Genomic DNA, 20744 nt, shown 5'->3' with positions numbered 1-20744 from the left:
TCGTCCACGCTCGAAAATGTGGTGCCGCTGACTCCGTTGCAGGAATCGTTGGTGTATCAATCCACCAACGCGATCGGGACCGACCCGTATTCGATGGTCCTGTCGGTGCCGTTGCAGGGCGTGGTCGAGGCGCAGCGGCTGCGGTCGGCGATCACGGCGGTGATCGATCGACATCCCGGTCTGCGCACCGGCTTTGCCCGCCGCAAGACCGGTGAGCCCGTGGGCCTGGTCCGGTCGTCCACCGGGTTCGCATGGCAGGAGTACGACGACTCCGGCCTGCCCGGCCCCGAGCAGATCGCACATCTCGCTTCGATCGTCGCCGCCGAACGTTCACATCGGTTCGACCTCACCACGCCACCACTGGTGCGCGCGACGCTGGTGCGCTCGGCCCCGCAGCAGTGCACCCTGGTGCTGACCGTGCACCACCTGATCGTGGACGGGTGGTCGCTGTATCTGTTGCTCGCCGAGATATTGCGTTCTTACGCAGGAGATCTCACCGAGGCCGCCGGCGCCAGGGCCTATTGGAGCTTTCTCGAGTGGCTCGCCGCCGACCGGCAGGCCGATGGTCGACGACTTGAACAGTTCTGGCTGCCCGAGTTGGCCGGTCTGGCCGGCGGCACCCTGCTGACGGGGTCGAGATCCCCTCGCGAGCGTTCGGAGCTGCCCACCGAGTTCGAGGTGTCGGTGGCTCCGGACGTGGTCTCCCGACTGAGGGAATCGCTCGGCCCGGCGGGCCTGACCCTCAACACCGCGTTGTCAGTCGTGTGGGCGACGGTCCTCGGCAAGCATCTCGGACGCACGGATGTGGTGTTCGGCGCGACGGTCTCGGGACGTCCGCCGGAGATCGCCGGCATCGAGTCGGCCATCGGAACATTCGTCGACACCGTGCCCGTGCGGGTTCGGTTGTCACCGTCGGAGAGTCTGGTCGCCAACGCAATGGCGTTGCAGCGACGGCAGATCGCGCTGATGCCCGCGATGCACGTCGGTCTGGGTGTGCTGCAACGCGCCGCTGGGGTGGGGGACCTCTTCGACACCATGCTGGTGGTCGAGAACTTCATGATCGACTCTGCGGATATCGACACGGCGCAACGCAGTGCCGGCCTCGACATGGGGGAGCCGGTGATCGCGGACGCCACCGAGTTCCCGCTGTCCCTCACCGTGGTTCCGTCACCGTCGTCCGGGATCCGGATCCTCGTCAAATTCTCGCCGGACCGGGTCGGCGAGCAGGTGGTCCGGTCGTTGGTCGACCGGATGTGCCTGGGGCTGAGCCTGTTCGCGGACGCACCCGAGCGGTCCCTGGGGAGCATCGATCTCACGCCGCCGGCAGAGCGCGACCGACTCGGGGCATGGTCGGCCCTCACCCCGGCCGGCGCGGTGAGGTCGGTGCCGGAGCAGATCCGAACGCGCGCGGCGGCCGACCCGGACGCGACCGCGGTGGTGACCGGCTCGGCGAGGATCACCTATGCCGAGCTCCTGGCCCGCGTCGACGACTTCGCCGGCGAGTTCGCCACGCGTGGAATGGGCTGCGAGAGTGTCATTGCGATCGCGGTGCCGCGTGGCATCGACGCGGTGGCCTCGATGCTGGCCGCACTCGAGGTCGGTGCGGCATATCTGCCCATCGACCCGGAGTACCCGGCCGAGCGAATCTCCTACATGATCTCGGACGCGGTGCCCACCCTGATGGTCACCGACGACCCGCGGGTTGCGGCGGTGGCGCACTGTCCGGTGGTGGATCCGGCGACCATCGAACCCGGCCGCGGGCGCACCACGCGGACGGCCGATCCGTACCTCCCGTCCGCCATCGCGTACGTCGTCTACACCTCCGGGTCGGCCGGGACCCCCAAGGCGGTGCTGGGCACCGCAGGTGCGCTGGCCCACCGAATCGGGTGGGCGGCAAGGGAATGGTCGTTGCCGACCGCCGACGTCCGGCTTGCGAAAAGTTCGTTCGGCTTCATCGACGGTTCGACGGAGCTGCTCGGTGCACTGGCCGCCGGCGCGCAGGTGGTCATCGCCGATGCCGAACAGGCCAAGGATCCGCACGCGTTGGGACGGCTCGTCGCGGAACACGCGGTGAGCCAGTTGACCGCGATCCCGGGACTGGCCACGACCCTGGCGGACACCACTGCGGTGCCGTCGGTGCGCCGGTGGATCCTGAGCGGTGAACCTCTCACCGCCGAGGCGGTGGCCCGGATCAGCCGTGCCACACCCGCTGCGCAGGTGATCAACTCCTACGGCTCGTCCGAGGTCGCCGGTGACGTGACCACAGCGGTGGTCGCTCCGGGCGACCGGGTTCTGGTCGGCGATCCATTGCCCGGCAACGGGATCGCTCTGCTCGACCTCTTCTTGCAGCCGGTCGCACCGGGTGCCGTCGGCGAGGTCTACGTGCGTGGCGCCCAGTTGGCGCGCGGTTACCGCGGACGGCCGGGCGCCACCGCGCAGGCGTTTGTGGCGGATCCGGCCGGTCACGGGACCAGGCTTTACCGCACCGGTGATCTGGGCCGACTCGACGACAGCGGCCGATTGGAACTGCTCGGCCGCAGCGACAGTCAGGTGACGATCCGGGGACACCGGGTGGAACTGGCCGAGGTCGAGGCCGTCCTGGCGGCGCTCCCCGAGGTCCGGTCGGGTGCTGCCGCGGTCCGTGCAGATGTGCACGGTGACAACGTGCTCGTCGGTTACGTCGTACCCGAACATGCCGGTGTGACCGCGCAGACATTGCGCCAGGCGATGTCCCGGCAGTTGCCCGGACATCTGATCCCCACCGCGTGGACCCTGGTGGAGGACCTTCCCGTCCTCCCGAACGGCAAGCTCGATCGTGCGCGACTGCCGGCACCGGTGGTCGCCGGCGGGCGTGGTGGACGCAGTGAACCGCGCACCCCGGCGCAGGCACAGTTGTGCACGCTGTTCGCCGAGGTCCTGGGTGTCTCGCTGATCGGTCCCGAAGACAACTTCTTCGATCTCGGCGGGCATTCCCTGTCGGCCACGCGGTTGATCACCCGGGTGCGTGCGGCGCTCGGTGCCGGGCTCACCGTCGCGGACATCTTCGAGCGACCCACACCGGCAGAACTGGCCGAACTCATCGAGTCGGGTGCCGGTCCGGACACCGAACCCCTGGTGGCGCAGGCCCGGACCACGCCGCTGCCGTTGTCGTTTGCGCAGCAGCGTCTTCGGTTCCTGCACCGATTCGAAGAATCCCGTCCGGCCTATACCCTGCGGTTCGCCGTACGCCTGAGCGGTCACCTCGACCGGGACGCACTGCGGCGGGCGCTGGCCGCGGTGGTGGACCGGCATGAGGCACTGCGAACGATCTTCCCGGAAGACGTCGAGACCGGCCACGCCATGCAGGTGATCCTCCCGACAGGTACCGAGGTGGCCTGGAGCGAGAGTTCTTGTCGCGACAGTGATCTCGCGAGCACGCTGCAGTCCCTCGGTGAACAGACCTTTGATCTGACCACGGAACTGCCGATCCGCGCCGAGCTGATCGACGTCGGCCCGCAGTGCAGCGTGCTGGTGCTGCTGGTCCATCACATCGCCGCAGACGAGTGGTCGGCGACTGCATTGATGAGTGATCTGGCCCGGGCCTATCAGGGTGAATCACTGCCGGCGCTGCCGGTGCAGTACGCGGACTACGCGCTGTGGCAACGTCGCGTCCTCGGGGACCCGGACCAGCCGACCGCCCTCACCCGCAGGCAACTCGACCATTGGCGGGGCCGCCTGGCCGGGATACCCGTTGAGCTGCCGTTGCCCTACGACCGGGCGCGTCCGGCGTATTCGAGCCACCGCGGCGACACGGTCGAGTTCAACATGGGCGCCGCGGAACTCGCTGCCCTGCGGCAGGTTGCCCGGGCGACCGGATCATCGATGTTCATGGTGGTACACGCGGCGACGGCCATCGCGCTGTCGGCGTCGGGTGCCGGCACCGACATCGTGGTCGGAACGCCGGTCGCCGGCCGTACCGACAACGCTCTCGATGAACTGGTCGGGTTCTTCGTCAACACGCTGGTGCTGCGCACCGACCTCGGCGGCGATCCGACGCTGGCCGAGGTGATCTCGACCGTTCGCACGACCGACCTCGAAGCGTTTGTGCATCAGGATGTTCCGTTCGAGCGGATCGTCGACGATCTTGATCCGGAGCGGTCGCCGGCGCGTCAACCGCTGTTCCAGACCCTGGTGCAGTACCGCAATGCGATTGTCGCCCCCAACTTCCGCGGTGTGGTCGGTGAGCCGGTCTTCGCTGGTTCCCGGACCGCGAAGTTCGATCTGACCTGCGAATTCCGGGAAGCGGCGGAAGGCCGCGGATTGACCGGAACATTCGAGTACGCAACCGATATCTACGATCGATCGACCGTGGCGGCGATGGCCGAACGAGTGCGGGCCGTGCTCACGGCCATGGCCGAAGATCTGACCACCCGCTTGTCCGCGTTGCGGTTGATCACCGCCACCGAAGAACAGTTGGTGCTCGCCGCCGCAGAGCCCGGGCCGCGCCCGGCGTCGACGCTGACGGATGTGTTCGCCCAGGCGGTGCGTCAACATCCGGGATCGGTTGCGGTGCAGGATGCGATCACGACCCTGACCTACGCCGAGCTGGAGCAACGATCACGAGCGCTGGCGTCGACACTGCGGGCCACCGGAACCGGCCGGGGCGACTTGGTGGCGCTGATGGTCCCGCGCACAACGGATCTGGTGGTGGCCGTACTCGCCACCCTGCGCGCGGGGGCCGCGTACGTCCCCATCGATCCCGAGTACCCGGCCGACCGGATCCGGATGATCATCGACGACTGTGCCCCGACCGTGGTCGTGGTCGGCGGTGGCGTCGTGCCACCGAGCGGCCTGCCGCCGCAGGCGACCGTGGTGGACCTCCAGATCGCCTGGCAGGGAGTGGATCCTGAGGTACCCCTGTCGCCGGTGGGACTGACCGGGCAGGATCCGGCCTACGTGATCTACACGTCGGGCAGTACTGGCCGGCCCAAGGGCGTGAGCGTGTCCCACAGCAATGTGTGTGCCCTGCTCGGCGCCACCGCCGACCGATTCGAGTTCGGGCCGGAGGACGTGTGGTCACTCTTCCACTCGTACGCGTTCGACTTCTCGGTGTGGGAGCTCTGGGGGGCCCTTGCCCATGGGGGCCGGATCCAGGTCCTCGGTCGAGACGAGGCCCGATCACCGCGGGCACTCCTCGAGACGATCAACAGTGCCGGCGTGACTGTGCTGAACCAGACCCCGACCGCCTTCCGGCAGTTCGACGCGGTCGATGCCGAGGCCCCCGGCCTGGCCGACTCGTTGCGGTACATCATCTTCGGCGGCGAAGCCCTCGAACTCCCGGCGCTGTCCGGGTGGTTCGCACGGCACCGCGAGACCACCGGTGAACGGCCGGCCGGCCCGGCGCTGATCAACATGTACGGCATCACCGAGACCACCGTCCACGCGAGTTGGCTCCGGATCACGGAGGGCGACACCCGGGTACCGTCGAGTCTGATCGGCGTCCCCCTGGCCGGATTCCGGGCGCGCGTGCTCGACCACCTGCTGCGTCCGGTCGGGGTGGGGGTGAGCGGCGAGCTGTACCTGTCGGGTCCCCAGGTCACCGCTGGATATCTGCGGCGCGCCGGACTGAGCAGCGTCCGCTTCGTCGCCGACCCGTGGGGCGGCGAAGGGGAGCGGATGTACCGCTCGGGAGATGTGGTCCGGTGGACCGCCCAGGGAAAGCTCGACTACGTGGGACGCGCCGATCAGCAGGTCAAGATCCGCGGATTCCGCATCGAGCTCGGTGAGATCGGGTCGGCGATCCGCGATGTCGAAGGCATTCGCGATGCGGTCGTGATCGACCGTGAGGGCCCCTCGGGTGCAACCATTCTGGTGGGTTACGTCCTGGCTGCGAGCAATCCTGAATCGTCTGATCAGGAGTCTCCCGATCTGACTCTGCGTGACCGCGTCTCGAGTGAGCTCAGCGACCGGTTGCCCGACTACATGGTCCCGTCGGCGCTGGTGTTCATGGCGGACTTCCCCGTGACGCCGCACGGCAAGCTCGATCGCGGCGCGCTTCCCGACCCGGACTTCACCACGAGCGTCACCTCGCGGGAACCGGAGACGGACACCGAACGGATCCTGTGTGAGGTGTTTGCCGAAACGCTTGGCCTCGAACAGGTTTCGGTCGACGATGACTTCTTCGCGTTCGGCGGGGACAGCATCGTGTCGATCCAGTTGGTGAACCGCGCGCAACGCCGCGGTCTGACCCTGGCGACCCGGGATATCTTCACCCACCGAACCGTGGCGGCACTCGCGGCGGTGGCAACGACCGAGTCGCAGGACCACTCCGGCGCCGATGCCTCGGTTGGTCCGGTTGCCCTGCTACCCATCATGTCCCGCCTGCGTGAGCTCGGTGGTTCGAGTACCCACATCAACCAGTCGATGGTGGTGCAGGTTCCGGCCTCCGCCGATGGTGAGGTCATCCGCGCGATCGTGTCGGCCCTGGTCGATCACCATGACGCGCTGCGTCTGCAGCTCACCGACATCGCCGGCATCCTCTGGTCGCTCGAGATCAGGCCACGGGGTGCGGTGGCCGGCGCCGACTGTGTCGAGGTGGTGCAGATGTCCGACGACGCCGACCTGGCCGATGTGGTGGCCCGCGCGTCCGCGGCCGCCCGCGATCGTCTCGATCCGATTGCCGGCCAGATGCTGGCCGCGGTCTACCTCGACCGACCCGGCGCGCCGGGCCGACTGATTCTCGTCATCCACCACCTGGCCGTCGACGGCGTGTCCCGCCGGATCATCCTGGAGGATCTGGAGCAGGCGTGGTCGGACGTGCAGGCCGGCCGGCCGATCGACCTGTTGCCTGCACGAACCACATTGAGCGAGTTCGCGAACCGGGTATCGGCTGCGGCACTCGACTCCGGCCGCCAGCGTGAGCTCTCTCATTGGCAGAGCGTGCTGGCGCCCGGTGGCGAGCTGGTCTCCGGTTCGGTGGGCGGGACGGTGGGCGAGCAACACACGATCGAGATCGAACTCGATACCGAGACCAGCGGCGCGTTGCTCACCTCTGTGCCGGCGCGATCCGGATTCGAGGTGACCGCGATCCTGCTCGGTGCGGTCCGGGCGGTTCTCGGTGACGCCGGCCGCGACCTGATCGTCGACGTCGAACGTCACGGCCGCGAAGATCCGGATTCGGGCCCGTCGGTGGAGCTGACCCGAACACTCGGCTGGTTCACCGCGATGGCGCCGGTCCGGTTGCCCGCCTTCACCTCTGTTGACGACGCGGTGGAACAGACGGCGGCAGCGCTGGCCGCAGTACCGGGATCCGGTCTCGGATACGGAATGCTCCGATACCTCGATCCGCAGACCAGTGCGATTCTGTCCGAAATCGGCAGTGCACAGGTGCTGTTCAACTACCTGGGGCGCATCCCGGTCGGGAAGGGTGGCGATTGGCTGCCCTCGGTGGAGTCGCCGGCACTCGACACCCCGCCCGATGCGGATCTCGGTGTGCCGTACGCCTTGGAGATCGAGATCGTTTGCATCGATGGTCCTGATGGCCCGGTGCTCCGTGGCAGGTTCACATATCTGCCGGGTGTCCTGCACGGGGACGAAGTGATGAAGCTGGCGCAGCGATGGATGTCGGTCAGCGGGCAATTGGCGGATCCCGCCACGTATTCGGTGGAGGTAGCACGGTGACCGGCGTCAAAGAGTCTTACGACAACGTGGACGAGCTCGCAGCGCAGGGTCCGGTGACGCTGCCGGCCACGGCCGCTCAGCGGGACGTCTTCCTCGGCGCGCAGACCGCGCCGAACGCGGCCATGTACAACATCGGGCTCTACGGCGAGGTCACCTCGGGTCCGCTCGACATCGGTCGCCTCACCACCGCGATCGGCAGTGTGGTCGCCAAAGCCCCCACGCTGCATGTGCGATTCGCGATGCGCTCCGATGGGGAACTCCGGCAAGTGGTGACACCGCCGGCGAACACCGTCCCCGACGTCGTCGATCTGCGCGCCGATGCAGATCCGCGCGGCGCCGCGATGACGTGGATGCGGGCCGAACTCGATCAGCCCTGCGACGTCACCGCCGATCGGTTGTTCGGGACCGCCGTCCTGCTGTTGTCGGACACCGTGACGATCTGGTTCCTGCGTGCACACCACATCGTCTGCGACGGCGTCGGATTGATGCAGCTCGCCCTGTCGGTGCGCCGCGCCTACCCGGCGCCCGACGAGTTCGACCCGGGTCCGCGGTGGTCGATCGAGGGTTACGTCAAGGCAGATCAGGACTATCGGGACTCGGACCTGTTCGCGGCAGATCGGGACTACTGGGTCGGCCAGATGGCCGATCTGCCGCCCGCGCCCCGTCTGCTGAAACGCTTTCTGCCACCGGCCCAAGGGATCGAGCATGTGGCGGTGGTCCTCGACACCGAACGCACAAAGGTCCTGCAGGACCTGGGCAAGGCTCACGGACTGTCGTTGGCTCAGGTCCTGATCGGTGCGCTCGCCGCATTCACACATCGCCAGACCGGACTGTCCGACATCGTGTTCGCGCTCCCGACCACGGCGCGCGGGGTCAGTGAGCTGCGAACCGTTCCGGGCATGGTTTCGAGCGTCTCGCCGTTGCGAGTGGCCGTCGACGGTCGCGACGGGCTCGTGGACATCGCCCGCAGAGTTGCCGACCGGCTCGCCGATATGTTGAAGCACAGCCGTTTTCGTGGTGAAGACCTCGGCCGCGAATTGCGGACCCTCGATCCGGGCTATCGCATGTTCGGCGCCGGTATCAACGTCATGTCGGCGTCGTCGAACGCCACCGTGGGTGGTCTGCCCGCCGAGTTCGTCCCGCTGGCAGCCGGTCCGGCAGGCGACGTCGAGTTCTTTGCCATGATCCAGCGCAGCACCGAACCGATCCGTATCGGGCTGCGGGGTGTTGCCGACGCCGAAGACGACGTGATCGAGGTCGCGCGCGAACTCGAAGCATTTTTTGACGAACTGTTCGTCGACCCGACCGCCAGGGTGCAGGCGCTGGGGTCGAACGCGGTATCGGCGACCGTCGGCGAACCGCAAGCGGTGCCGCTGCTCCCGTCGCTGCACCGGGCCCGGCAGCAACCGGAGACGGTCGTGGCAGTGCGGACCCGGATGGTTGGGTTGCCTACCGGATCCACCGCCGAGATGGTCCGCGACGCGGCGCATGCGCTGGTGAGCGCCCATCAGATCCTGCACAGCCGGCTGTCCGAACCCGCTGCCGGACTGTGGTCTCTGGAACCGGTCGATCCCGAACTCGCCGAATCGGTAGACGCGGTCGACGTCCGGGCCGGTCGGATCCTTGCCGCACAGTGGCGGCCAGATGAGTCGGCCGCGTGCCTGACGGTGGCCGCCCTGTTCGTCGATACCGAATCATTGGCCGTACTGGCGGCCGAACTGGAACAGGCGGTCCGCGACGCCCTGGCCGGGCGGACCATCCGAATCGACCCGCCGGCAACACCTATCGCAGCGCTGGCCCAGGAACTCACGGCCCGCTCGCGCTCGCCCCAACTGCTCGCCGAACTGCCCCGCTGGCTCACAATCCTGGCCCCCGGTGGGCGGGTCACGGCCGTGGTCACCGGCGGGGCCGATCCCGGTCGGTCGGCGGACGCCGGATTCGACGCCGAATCACCGGTGTCCGCACCGGCGGAGCTGGCGGCGGAAGAACTCACCGCGGTGCTGTCCGCTGCGGCAGCGTTGACGATGTCGCGTTGGGATGCCGCCCGTGGCGTCGACCGGACCGAGATCGTCTTCGAGGTCGGCCAGGACATCGGCCACAAGACCCCGTTCGGTCTGGACCTGTCCGGGACCGTCGGACCGCGGCGGTCGGTGGCGCCCATCCGGCTGTCGACCGGATCCGGTACCGAACAGGATCCGGCGCAGCTCATCGAGACGGCTCGCGAATTCTGGTCCGACGCAGCCGATCTGCGGTTCGAGGTCCTCCGGTACCTGCAGCCACAGGCAGGCGCCGCGCTCGCGGCCCTACCACCGGTCGACCTGCGGGTCGAACGACTCGACGTCGATGAACCGATGCCGCCGGCGACCGCGATCCGGCTGACCCTGCGGCACGGCACCCACGGATGGTCGGCGCGCGTGCAGGCACGACACTCGGTCGCAGGTGAGTCCGAGCTGGAGCGGCTTGCGACGATCTGGTCGCAGACATTGACGGCTCTGTTGCCCGCAGCCGCCGCGCGGACGTCGCGCTACCTGGTGCGGGTGACCCCCGAGCAGGACGAAACCCTCATCGCCCTGGCCGGAGAACGCATCTCCGATGTGTGGCCACTGTCGCCGTTGCAGGAGGGCTTGTTCTATCAGGCCCAGGTGGACAGCGACAACGACATCTACACCGCCCAGTTCTGGCTGGACGTGGATCATCGGCTGGATGCGGACCGGTTGCGGGTGGCCGCCACCGAGCTGATGAACCGCAACCCCGCGATCCGTGCCGGATTCACCGTCGACGGGTTCGATGCACCGGTCCAGTTCGTGGTCGACGACCTCGAACCGACGCTGGCCGAAGTCGATCTGTCGGGCTACCCGGCTGCCGACCGGGACACGATGCTCGAAGCGGAACTGGCCCGGGACCGGCGTACCCCGTTCCGGCTCGATGCACCGCCACTGTGGCGGATGACGCTGATCCATCTCGACGCCGGACATGACCGGCTGGTGATCAATCGTCAGTTCATGCTGTGGGACGGATGGTCCGGTGGGCCGTTTGTGTCGCAGTTGCTGGCACTCTATGCGGCAGCGGATTTCGGCACGGTGGACGCTCCACGCTCCACGTTCGGAGACTACTTGGCGTGGCTGGGTGACCAGGATCAGCAGGCCGCCCACGATGCGTGGGCGCAGATCCTCTCCGGTGTCGACGAACCGTCGCTGCTCGTGCCGCGCGCGATCGGTACGGCAACAGTCGCGCCGACGCGCATCGAACGAACCCTCGGAGCCGAGCTGTCCGCGGAGTTGCGAGGGGCCTCGCGTGCTGCCGGGGTGACGCTCAACGCGGCGCTCAATTCGGCTCTGGCCCTGGTGCTCTCCCGTCATCTCGGACGCGCGGAGGTGATCTTCGGATCCACGGTCTCCGGACGCCCGACCGAGGTTCCGGGCGTCGATGAGGTGATCGGTCTGTTCCTCAACACCATTCCGGTCAGAGTGTGCCTGCGACCAGGGGAGACGCTGACCGAACTCGCGCGCCGGGTTCAGACCGACCGGATCGATTCGATGGCATACGACCATCTCGGACTGGCCGGAATCCACCGGGCCGCCGGGGTCTCGACGCTGTTCGATGTCCTGTACGTGCTGCAGAACTTCCGCACCGAGGCCGAAGAGGCCGAACAATCCCGGCGGCACGGACTACTCGGCGAGGGCAGCCTCGATCACACGCACTATCCGGTCACCGTCGTGGTGACACCGAGCGAGGACATCCGCTTCCGGATCGAATACCGGGCGGACCTGATCTCAGGCGACCTCGCCGCCACGATGGCCGACGAGTTCCGTGCTGTCCTGGCCACATTCGTCGACGCCCCGACCACTGTCGCCGCGGCGGCGCTGCCCAGCGCACCGGCGGTGGCCGCCGAGTCCGGTGACGACCTCCCCGACATCACGATCTCCGAGATGCTCGCCGAACGTGCCGCAGCGATCCCGACCGACACCGCGTTGGTGTTCGGTGACGAGCGGGTGACCTACGCGGAACTCGACGCCCGCATCAACCGGGTTGCCAGGTTGCTGCTGCGCCGGGGCGCGGGTCCGGAGGCGATCGTCGCCATCGCGCTGCCCCGCAGCATCGACACGGTGGTCGCATTGTTCGCGGTACTGCGTTGCGGCGCAGCATATCTACCGTTGGAACTCGATCATCCGGACGACCGACTCACGACCATCCTGGACCAGGGCGATCCGATGGCGGTACTCACCGTGGCGGGCACGGCACCCAGACTCGGTGCGCGTCACAATCTGCTGGTCCTCGACGACGCCGAGATCAGTGAGCAGGTCGAGGCGCTGTCCGAATCAGCGTTGAGCGACGACGAACTCGGGATCTTCGCGCCCGGAACGCCCGGACGCCTTCGACATCCGGCCTACGTCATCTTCACCTCGGGCTCGACGGGTCTGCCCAAGGGCGTATCGACACCGTACCTGGGGTTGACGAACATGCAGCTCAACCACCGCGGTGCGATCTTCGACCCGACGGTGGCCGCCGTTGCCGAATCCGGCCGGAGCGCACGACTGCGCATCGCGCACACCGTGTCCTTCGCCTTCGACATGTCGTGGGAAGAGTTGCTGTGGCTTGTCGAAGGCCATGAGGTGCATGTCTGCGACGAAGAGCTCCGCCGTGATGCCGCCGGGTTGGTGGATTACTGCCGCCGGCATCTCATCGACGTTGTCAACGTCACCCCGACCTATGCCCATCATCTCTTCGAGGCCGGACTTCTCGCGGGACCGGAGGAGGTCACCTCGCCTCACCCCGGGCATCGTCCACCGCTGGTCCTGCTCGGCGGTGAAGCAGTTCCCGAGAACATTTGGCAGCAGCTGCGTGACACCCCGAATGTGCTGGGGTACAACCTGTACGGGCCAACCGAGTACACCATCAACACACTGGGCGCGGGCACCGACGAATGTGACAAGCCCACCGTCGGACATCCGATCAGCCGGACGCGGGCCCACCTTCTCGATCCCTGGCTCCGCCCGGTCCCACAAGGCGTGGTCGGGGAGTTGTACATCAGCGGTGCGGGTCTGGCACGCGGATACCTGAACCGGACCGCATTGACCGCGGAGCGCTTTGTCGCCGACCCGTTCGTGGCGGCCGGAGCGCGGATGTACCGCACCGGAGACCTGATGCGATGGCGGGCCGACGGGAACCTGGAGTTCCTGGGCCGTACCGATGATCAGGTGAAGATCCGCGGCTACCGGGTCGAGGTCGGCGAGATCGAAGCGGTCCTCGACTCCCACCACGACATCGTGCGGGCCGCCGTGATCGCGGCCCCTGATCCGTCACTGCCCGGCACCAAACGCCTCGTGGCGTACGTGGTGCCCGCGGCGACCTTCGACGGTGACCTGGCCGCGCTGCGTACCCACCTGGGTGGATTGCTGCCCGATTACATGGTCCCGGCATTGTTCTCGGTGGTGGACAGCCTGCCGATGACGGTCAACGGCAAGCTGGACATCGCCGCGCTGCCCGAGCCGGAACTGGCGATCGGTGGCGTGCGACGTGCACCGCGAACCGATATCGAACGTGCATTGTGTGAGGCTTTCGCCTCGATCCTCGACGTCGACGAGGTCGGTGTCGACGACGACTTCTTCTCACTCGGTGGCCATTCGATGTCGGCGATGCAGTTGGTCGGCCGGGTGGAGGTCGATGGACGCAAACTTGCGATCCGTGACCTGTTCGAGGCGCGGACACCGGCGGCCCTGGCCACTCGCCTGCAGGGTGCAGACGGTCTGGCCGATCCGCAGACCTCATCGTTGATCGCCGTCGCGAACACGCCTCGGCCCGAACTGATTCCGCTGTCTGCCGCCCAAGAACGTCTGTGGCTCCTGAATTCACTCGACGGCGACGATCTCTCGTACCACTACGCGCACGTCGCGCGTATCGGCGGCGTTGTCGACGAGAATGCCCTGCGTGCAGCTCTTCTCGATGTGCTGGAACGCCATGAGGCCTTGCGCACGGTGGTGCGGGTCGTGCACGGACAACCGACTCAGTACGTCGGCACGGCCGCCGATGCGTTGGCATTCGATGTTCTCGAGATGCAAGGGGCCGATGATGCCGCGATCCGCAGCACCGTCGCAGAGCATCTGACCCGCCGTTTCGATCTGGAACGTGGACCGGTTCTGCGGACCCTGCTGGTCCGGGTGGGGGAGGCCGGCGAACACTCGGTGGTCGCGCTGGCCCTGCACCACATGGTCACCGACGAGTGGTCGGATCGCCCGCTGCTGACCGACCTGACGATCGCGTACCTGGCCCGGTTGTCCGGCACCGCACCGGAATTCGCCGACCTGCCGGTGCAGTACGCCGACTACACCCGCTGGCAACTCGAGCGGCTGGGATCGGTGTCGGATCCCGACTCCCGCGCGGCTCGTCAATTGGAGTACTGGAAGCAGGCCCTGGCCGGTCTGCCCGACGAGATCGAACTCCCACGCGATCGGCGTCGTCCGGCGGTGCCGACAGGTGCCGGCGACATGGTCACCGCAGAGGTCGGACGCGAGGTCCGGGACGCGCTGCTGGCGGTCGGACACCAGGTCAACGCCAGCATGTTCATGGTCACCCAGGCGGCGGTGGCCGCGCTGCTGAGTCGTCTCGGCGCCGGGACCGATCTGGCCTTCGGTTCGCCGATCTCCGGACGCAATGATCCGGCTCTGGCCGACCTGGTGGGGTTCTTCGTCTCGACACAGGTGCTGCGGATGGACGTCTCGGGCAACCCGACGTTCACCGACCTGCTGGAGCGGACACGAGAGGTCGATCTGGCCGCCTTCGAGAACCAGGATCTGCCGTTCCAGCAGATCGTCGAAGCGCTCGGGCCACCGCGCGTGGCCGGCCGCAACCCGCTCTTCCAGGTGATGGTCAGCTACCTGCAGATCGGTGGTGCCAATCCCGATTTCCTGGGTATGCCAACCGAATTCGAGAACCTGCAGGCACAGCATGCGAAGTTCGACCTCGCGTTCACGTTTGTCGACACCGACACCTCGATGACCATTGGTGTGGAGTACTCCACCGAGCAGTTCAACCGCTCCACCGTCGAAGGATTCGCCCGTCGTCTGACCGGCGTCCTGCGTCAGGTCGCCGCGCGTCCGAGCGCGCGGATCGGCGACCTCACGGTGATCGATGCCACGGACAACGAGGTCCTGGCCGTACTCCGCGGTGCTCGGGTTCCGGCATCGTCGACGTTGGCGGACCTGCTGGTCGCCCGTCCGGCGCGGCCGCAGCCGGCTCTGCTGACCCCGGGTGGCGGTTCGGTGTCGCACGGCGACTTCCGCAGTGCCGTCGCGCGTTTGGCCAGACATCTCATCGCCACGGGCGTCGGTCCGGAGTCGGTTGTCGCCGTGGCGGTTCCGCGCTCGGAAGAGCTGTTGCGGGCGATCCACGCCGTCGTCATGGCCGGCGCGGCCTACTTGCCGCTCGATGTGGACTATCCGGTGGATCGGCTGCAGTACATGGTCGATGCCGCGAACCCGGTGGTGGCGCTCACCGTTGCCGATTGGGCAGGCAATCTGCCCGCCGGCGTCCCGGCCATCGTTCTCGATGATCCGCTGGTGGCCGAAGTACTTTCCGAGCTGTCGGGTGAACCGGTGACCGACGCCGAGCGCACCGGGGCGTTGTTGCCAGAACACCCCGCCTACGTGCTGTTCACGTCGGGATCGACCGGTCGACCGAAGGGTGTTGTGGTCTCGCACCGGTCGATCGTCAACCGACTGGTGTGGATGCAGAGTGTCTACGGGGTCGGGGCCGGTGACCGGGTTCTGCACAAGACTCCGATCAGCTTCGATGTCTCGGTGTGGGAGCTGTTCTGGCCGTTGGCGTATGGTGCCACCCTGGTGATCGCCCAACCGGACGGACATCGCGATCCGGCGTATCTGGTCGAGTTGATCGACCGGCAACGGATCCGGTATGTACATTTCGTCCCGTCGATGCTCGAGGTCTTCCTGGCATCGCCGGCGTTGACGCAGGTTCCCGATCTGGCCGAACGCGGGCTCGAGGCGATCATCGCCAGTGGGGAGGCGCTGCGGGCGGACGTCGCGCAGACGCTTCGCAACCGACTGCCGGGTGTCCGGCTGGACAACCTCTACGGTCCCACCGAAGCGGCGGTGGACGTCAGCGCGGCGATCGGTGTGGGTGATGGAACATTCGAGGACCCGGACGCCGTGAGTGCGGCGTTGTCGCTGGGCGGACCGGTCTGGGGCACCGACCTGTTCGTGCTCGACGAGTTCCTCCAGCAGGTGCCCGTCGGTGTGATCGGTGAACTGTATCTCGGTGGCGTCCAGCTGGCCCGCGGCTACCACGCCGACCCGCGACGTACGGCGGAACGTTTTGTGGCACACCCGTTTGTCAGCGGTGAGCGCCTGTATCGGACCGGTGACCTGGTCTGTGTACGCCGTGACCGCGAGGGCCGGGTCGGACTCGATTATCGGGGCCGCTCCGACCAGCAGGTCAAACTGCGGGGCCTGCGTATCGAACTCGGTGAGATCGAGACGGCGATACTCGACGCCGGAGCAGTGGTGGCCGCTGCGGCCGCGGTGCATGCCGATGACCTGGTGGGTTATTACGTGCTCGACCAGGAGTCGACGGAACATCCGGACGCCGCGACGATCCGCAACATCATCGCATCCCGATTGCCCGGCTACATGGTGCCGACGCAACTGATCGAACTCGACACTCTTCCGTTGGGTCCGAGCGGCAAACTCGACCGGCGGTCACTGCCGGCCCCGACTCGCGCGGCCGGCAGCTCACGCGCTCCCGAGGGTGAGCTCGAGATGACGGTCGCCGAGGTCTTCGGTGACGTGCTGGGCCGCGACCCGGCGCAGGGACCAGTCGGGGCAGAAGACGACTTCTTCGCTCTGGGTGGGCACTCGCTGCTGGCGATCCGGGTGTCCAACGCACTGGGCGAGAAGTTGGGCGTCTCGGTCGGGATGCGAGATCTCTTCGAGAATCCCACGATCGCCCAACTGGCCGACCATCTGAGGAGCGGTCGGCCAGTACCGGCGCGCGCGCAACTGGTGGCCCGCGCCCGTCCCGATCGGCTCCCGTTGTCGCCGGGGCAGGCCCAGATGTGGACGATGTACGCCGTCGGCGGGGCCGATCCCACCTACAACGTGCCGGTGTTCTGGTCTCACCCCGATCCGATCGACGAAAGTGTGCTGGCGCAAGCTCTTGCCGATGTCGCTGTGCGGCACGAGGTTCTGCGCACCGTGTACCCGGAGGTGGACGGGCAGCCGGTCCAGGTCATCACCCCGGCCACCGCGGTGACGGTGCCGGTCGAGTCGGTTGCGGTCGGCGAGGCCGATGTGGTCGCAGCGGTGGTGTCGGCGGTGTCATACGCCTTCGAGCTCGATCGTGAGGTGCCGCTGCGGGCAACCGTGTTCAAGACCGGTGCCGGGGCGAATCTGGTGCTGTTGTTGCTGCACCACATCGCGACCGACGAGTGGTCGGCGGCGCCGCTGCAGCGGGACCTGACGCAGGCCTACCGGGCGCGCTGCGCCGGCGTGGCGCCGGACTGGACCCCGCTTCCGCTGCAGTACGCCGATTATGTGCTGTGGCAACGGGAGGTGCTGGGCGATCCGGGTGACGAACATTCCAGGAGCGCAGTTGCGTTGGAGTACTGGCGCAAGCGGCTGGCCGGGCTTCCGGAAGAGTTGGCGTTGCCCTACGACCATCCACGACCGGACCGGATGAGCAATCGCGGCGGTACGGTCGTCCGTCGGATCGATGCGCAGATCACCCGTGCGCTCCGAGAGCTCGGTGCGCAGACCGGCGCCAGCATGTTCATGATCATGCAGACCGCGGTCGTGGCGATGCTGCATCGCATGGGTGCCGGTACCGACATCGCGATCGGATCGCCGATCTCGGGGCGTAGCGACTCGCGCCTGGACGACATGGTCGGTTATTTCCTGAACACCGTTGTCCTGCGCGCGGATGTGTCCGGGCAACCGACGTTCACCGAGTTGCTCGAACGGGTGCGGGAAACCGATCTGGCGGCGTTCGATCACCACGATGTCCCGTTCGAGCAGGTTGTCGAGGCGGTCGCGCCGAATCGTTCTCCGGCCATCCATCCGCTGTTCCAGGTGATGATCGTCTATCTGACCGGCACGCTGCCGGATGCATCGTCACCGGATGCAGCGGCGCCGGAACAGCTTTCCGGCAACGGTACGGCGAAGTTCGAGCTCTCCTTCGATTTCACCGAGGATCAGGCGACCGGCGTCGTCGGCTGCGCGTTGCAGTACAGCAGTGACCTGTTCGAGCGGTCCACGGTCGAAGCGCTGGCCGATCGACTGATAGCGGTGTTGCGCACGGTTGCCGAGCGCACCGATGTTCCGCTGCGCGAGATCGATGTCCTCTCGGCCGCGGAATCGGCCAACGTGGCGGCCTGGTCGACGGGTGATCAAGTGGACCTGCCGCCGGGCACGATCAACGACCTGCTGGTCGACGCGGCGCACCGGCATCCCGCAGCCGAGGCAGTGGTGTTCGGCGACCAGAGTTTGAATTATGCGCAGTTCGACATGCAGGCGAACGCGTTGAGCCGGCTGCTCCTGCACCGGGGTGTGCGGCCGGGAGACCGGGTTGCGGTGGCGTTGCCACGCAGTCTGGATCTGCCCGCGGTACTGACCGCGATCATGCGGATCGGCGCCGCCTACGTGCCGATCGATTCGGACCATCCGGTCGACCGCGTCGACTACATCCGGGAAAACAGTGCGGTGGCACTGACAATCGCCGATTCGACGACGGTATCGGCACTTGGTGATGCCGCCGATGTGGTGTTACTCGACGACGCCGCACTGCGCGCCGAACTGGCAGAACTGCCGACGGAACCGGTCACCGATGGCGAACGGGGCCGGGCGATCCTGCTCGGCGACGCCGCCTACACGATCTACACCTCGGGCTCGACCGGACGTCCGAAAGGCGTGGTCATCGATCATCGGGGCCTGGTCAACTTCCTGATCTGGAAGCAACGGGCCACCGGAATCGACGCGAGCGACCGGATCCTGCAGAAGACCCCCTTCTCGTTCGACGCCTCGGTGTGGGAGTTCTTCGTCCCCCTGATGATCGGCGGCACGGTCGTGATGGCCGAGCCGGGTGGACATCGGGACCCGCAGTACCTTCTCGACGAGATCGAGCGGGCACAGTTGACAACGGTCGAGTTCGTGCCGTCGATGCTCAATGCCCTACTGCAGTACGACTTCCCGAAAGAGAAAACCGCATCGGTGCGGCGGGTGTTCTGCGGTGGTGAGGCATTGTCTGCGGCAACCGCGGCGCAGGCACTGGCCCGGTTCGATGCAGATCTGTACAACCTGTACGGACCCACCGAGACCACGGTCGGTATCACCGGCGAACTGGTGACCGAGCAGGTCGTCGCCGGGGGACAGGCGTCGGGGGCGGGCCTGTCGATCGGGAGCCCGGCCTTCAACTCGACGGCGCGAGTGCTCGACGACTCGCTGCGGCCGGTGGCCGTGGGCGTGGTCGGAGAGCTGTACCTAGGTGGCCCTCAGGTGGCGCTGGGCTATCACGGTCAACCGGGCCTGACCGCACACCGCTTTGTGGCCGATCCCTTCGGCGCGGTCGGTGAACGGCTCTACCGCACAGGAGATCTCGTCCGGTGGACCGAGCCCGGTTCCATCCAGTACCTGGGCCGGATCGATGATCAGGTCAAGATTCGGGGATTCCGGGTCGAGACCGAAGAGATCCGGTTTGTGCTGGAATCGCACCCGGACGTGCGAACAGCGGCAGTTGTCGTGCGTAGACGTGGGTCCCTCGCTGAGCCCTACCTGGCCGCGTACGTCACCCGAACCGCTGCCGGGTCGGATGTGGTGGTCGACGACGGGCTCATCGCCCGGCTTCGGGGCTTCCTCGTGGAGCGCCTTCCCGACTACATGGTGCCTGTGGCGTTTGCCGAACTCGACGAATTGCCGGTGACCGTCAACGGCAAGTTCGATGCCAGTGGCCTGCCGGAACCGGTGCTGTTCGCGGCGGTCGATCATCGGGACCCGCAGACGGCCACCGAGATCCTTGTTGCCGAAGTGCTGCGAGAGGTCTTGGAGATCGATCGGGATGTGGCGGTTTCGTCGAACGACGACTTCTTCGGTCTCGGTGGCCAATCATTGTCGGCGACAAGGTTTGCCAATGCCCTGCGCAGCAGGACCGGACTACCGGTGGCCCTGCGGACCATCTTCGACCGGCGGACCATCACCGGGATCGCTGCGGCGATCGACGCGGGTGATGACAGTGGGCAATCCCATCCGATCGCGGTGGAACTCGCACCGTCGGCACGGGGCCGCTACGTCTTCTGCGTGCATGCCATCTCCGGGGTCGGGACCGTGTATTCGACTGTGGTGCCGCATCTGCCGGACGGCTACGGGCTGATCGCGCTGCAGGATCCGGCCCATGGTGGATCGTCAGAGGACTTCGAGACCTTCGACGAGCTGGTGACGACCTACACCGAGGTGATCCGCGAGCATCAGCCCGAGGGTCCCTATGAGCTGCTGGGCTTTTCGTACGGCGGACACATCGCCTTCGGGATCGCCCGGGAGTTGGAGACTGCCGGTGCCACCGTCAGCGGCCTGACCATCCTCGACACCCCACCGGTTACCGCTGACACGGTGAACATCGCCCCGGATCCCGATGAGCTCGAGCGCGAGGTGCTCCAGATCTTCGCGCACTATGCCGCACTGGCTGCCGCGGACGTCGATGCGGTATCCGGGCTGCCCTGGGATCAGGCCCGTGACCAGATCGCCTCCCGGAGTGCAGAATCGGGGGGACCGATGGCGGATTACAGTCTCGACGACGCCCGCGCGTTCATGGCTTCGTATGCGCGCTGCCTGCGGCTGATGAAGCAGTCGCCGACACATGGCGAGGTCGCGGTGCCGATCGATCTGGTGCTGGGTTATCTGCACTTCGAGACCCAGGATGCGACCCGCGAACTCTGGCAGGAGCATTGCCGCAGCGTTGTGCGGTCCTCGCGCGTACCGGCGATGCACGATGACATGCTGAACCCGGATGTGGTGGGGCAGTGGTATCCCGGCCTGGTCCGCTCCCCAAACAGTATGGATTAGGGCGCCTTTCGGCCCGCGGAT

Annotated in this window: 2 protein-coding genes; both read left to right on the top strand. The window is 67.1% G+C overall.

Annotated features, from left to right (window positions below):
* The first annotated feature begins 18 nt into the window (after positions 1-18).
* Positions 19-7659: an amino acid adenylation domain-containing protein gene (locus AC51GR_RS10990; RefSeq protein ID WP_496324680.1), complete on the top strand. Its 7641-nt coding sequence runs from the start codon at positions 19-21 to the stop codon at positions 7657-7659.
* A complete protein-coding gene (locus AC51GR_RS10985) occupies positions 7656-20723 on the top strand; it encodes an amino acid adenylation domain-containing protein (RefSeq protein ID WP_496324679.1) in 13068 nt (4355 codons plus the stop codon). The genes AC51GR_RS10990 and AC51GR_RS10985 overlap by 4 nt, the downstream gene beginning before the upstream one ends.
* The last annotated feature ends 21 nt before the right edge of the window (positions 20724-20744 follow it).

This window comes from Williamsia sp. z71 (assembly GCF_059553375.1).
Note: the sequence above shows the minus strand (reverse complement) of the source record. Positions and strands in the feature narration are given on the sequence as shown.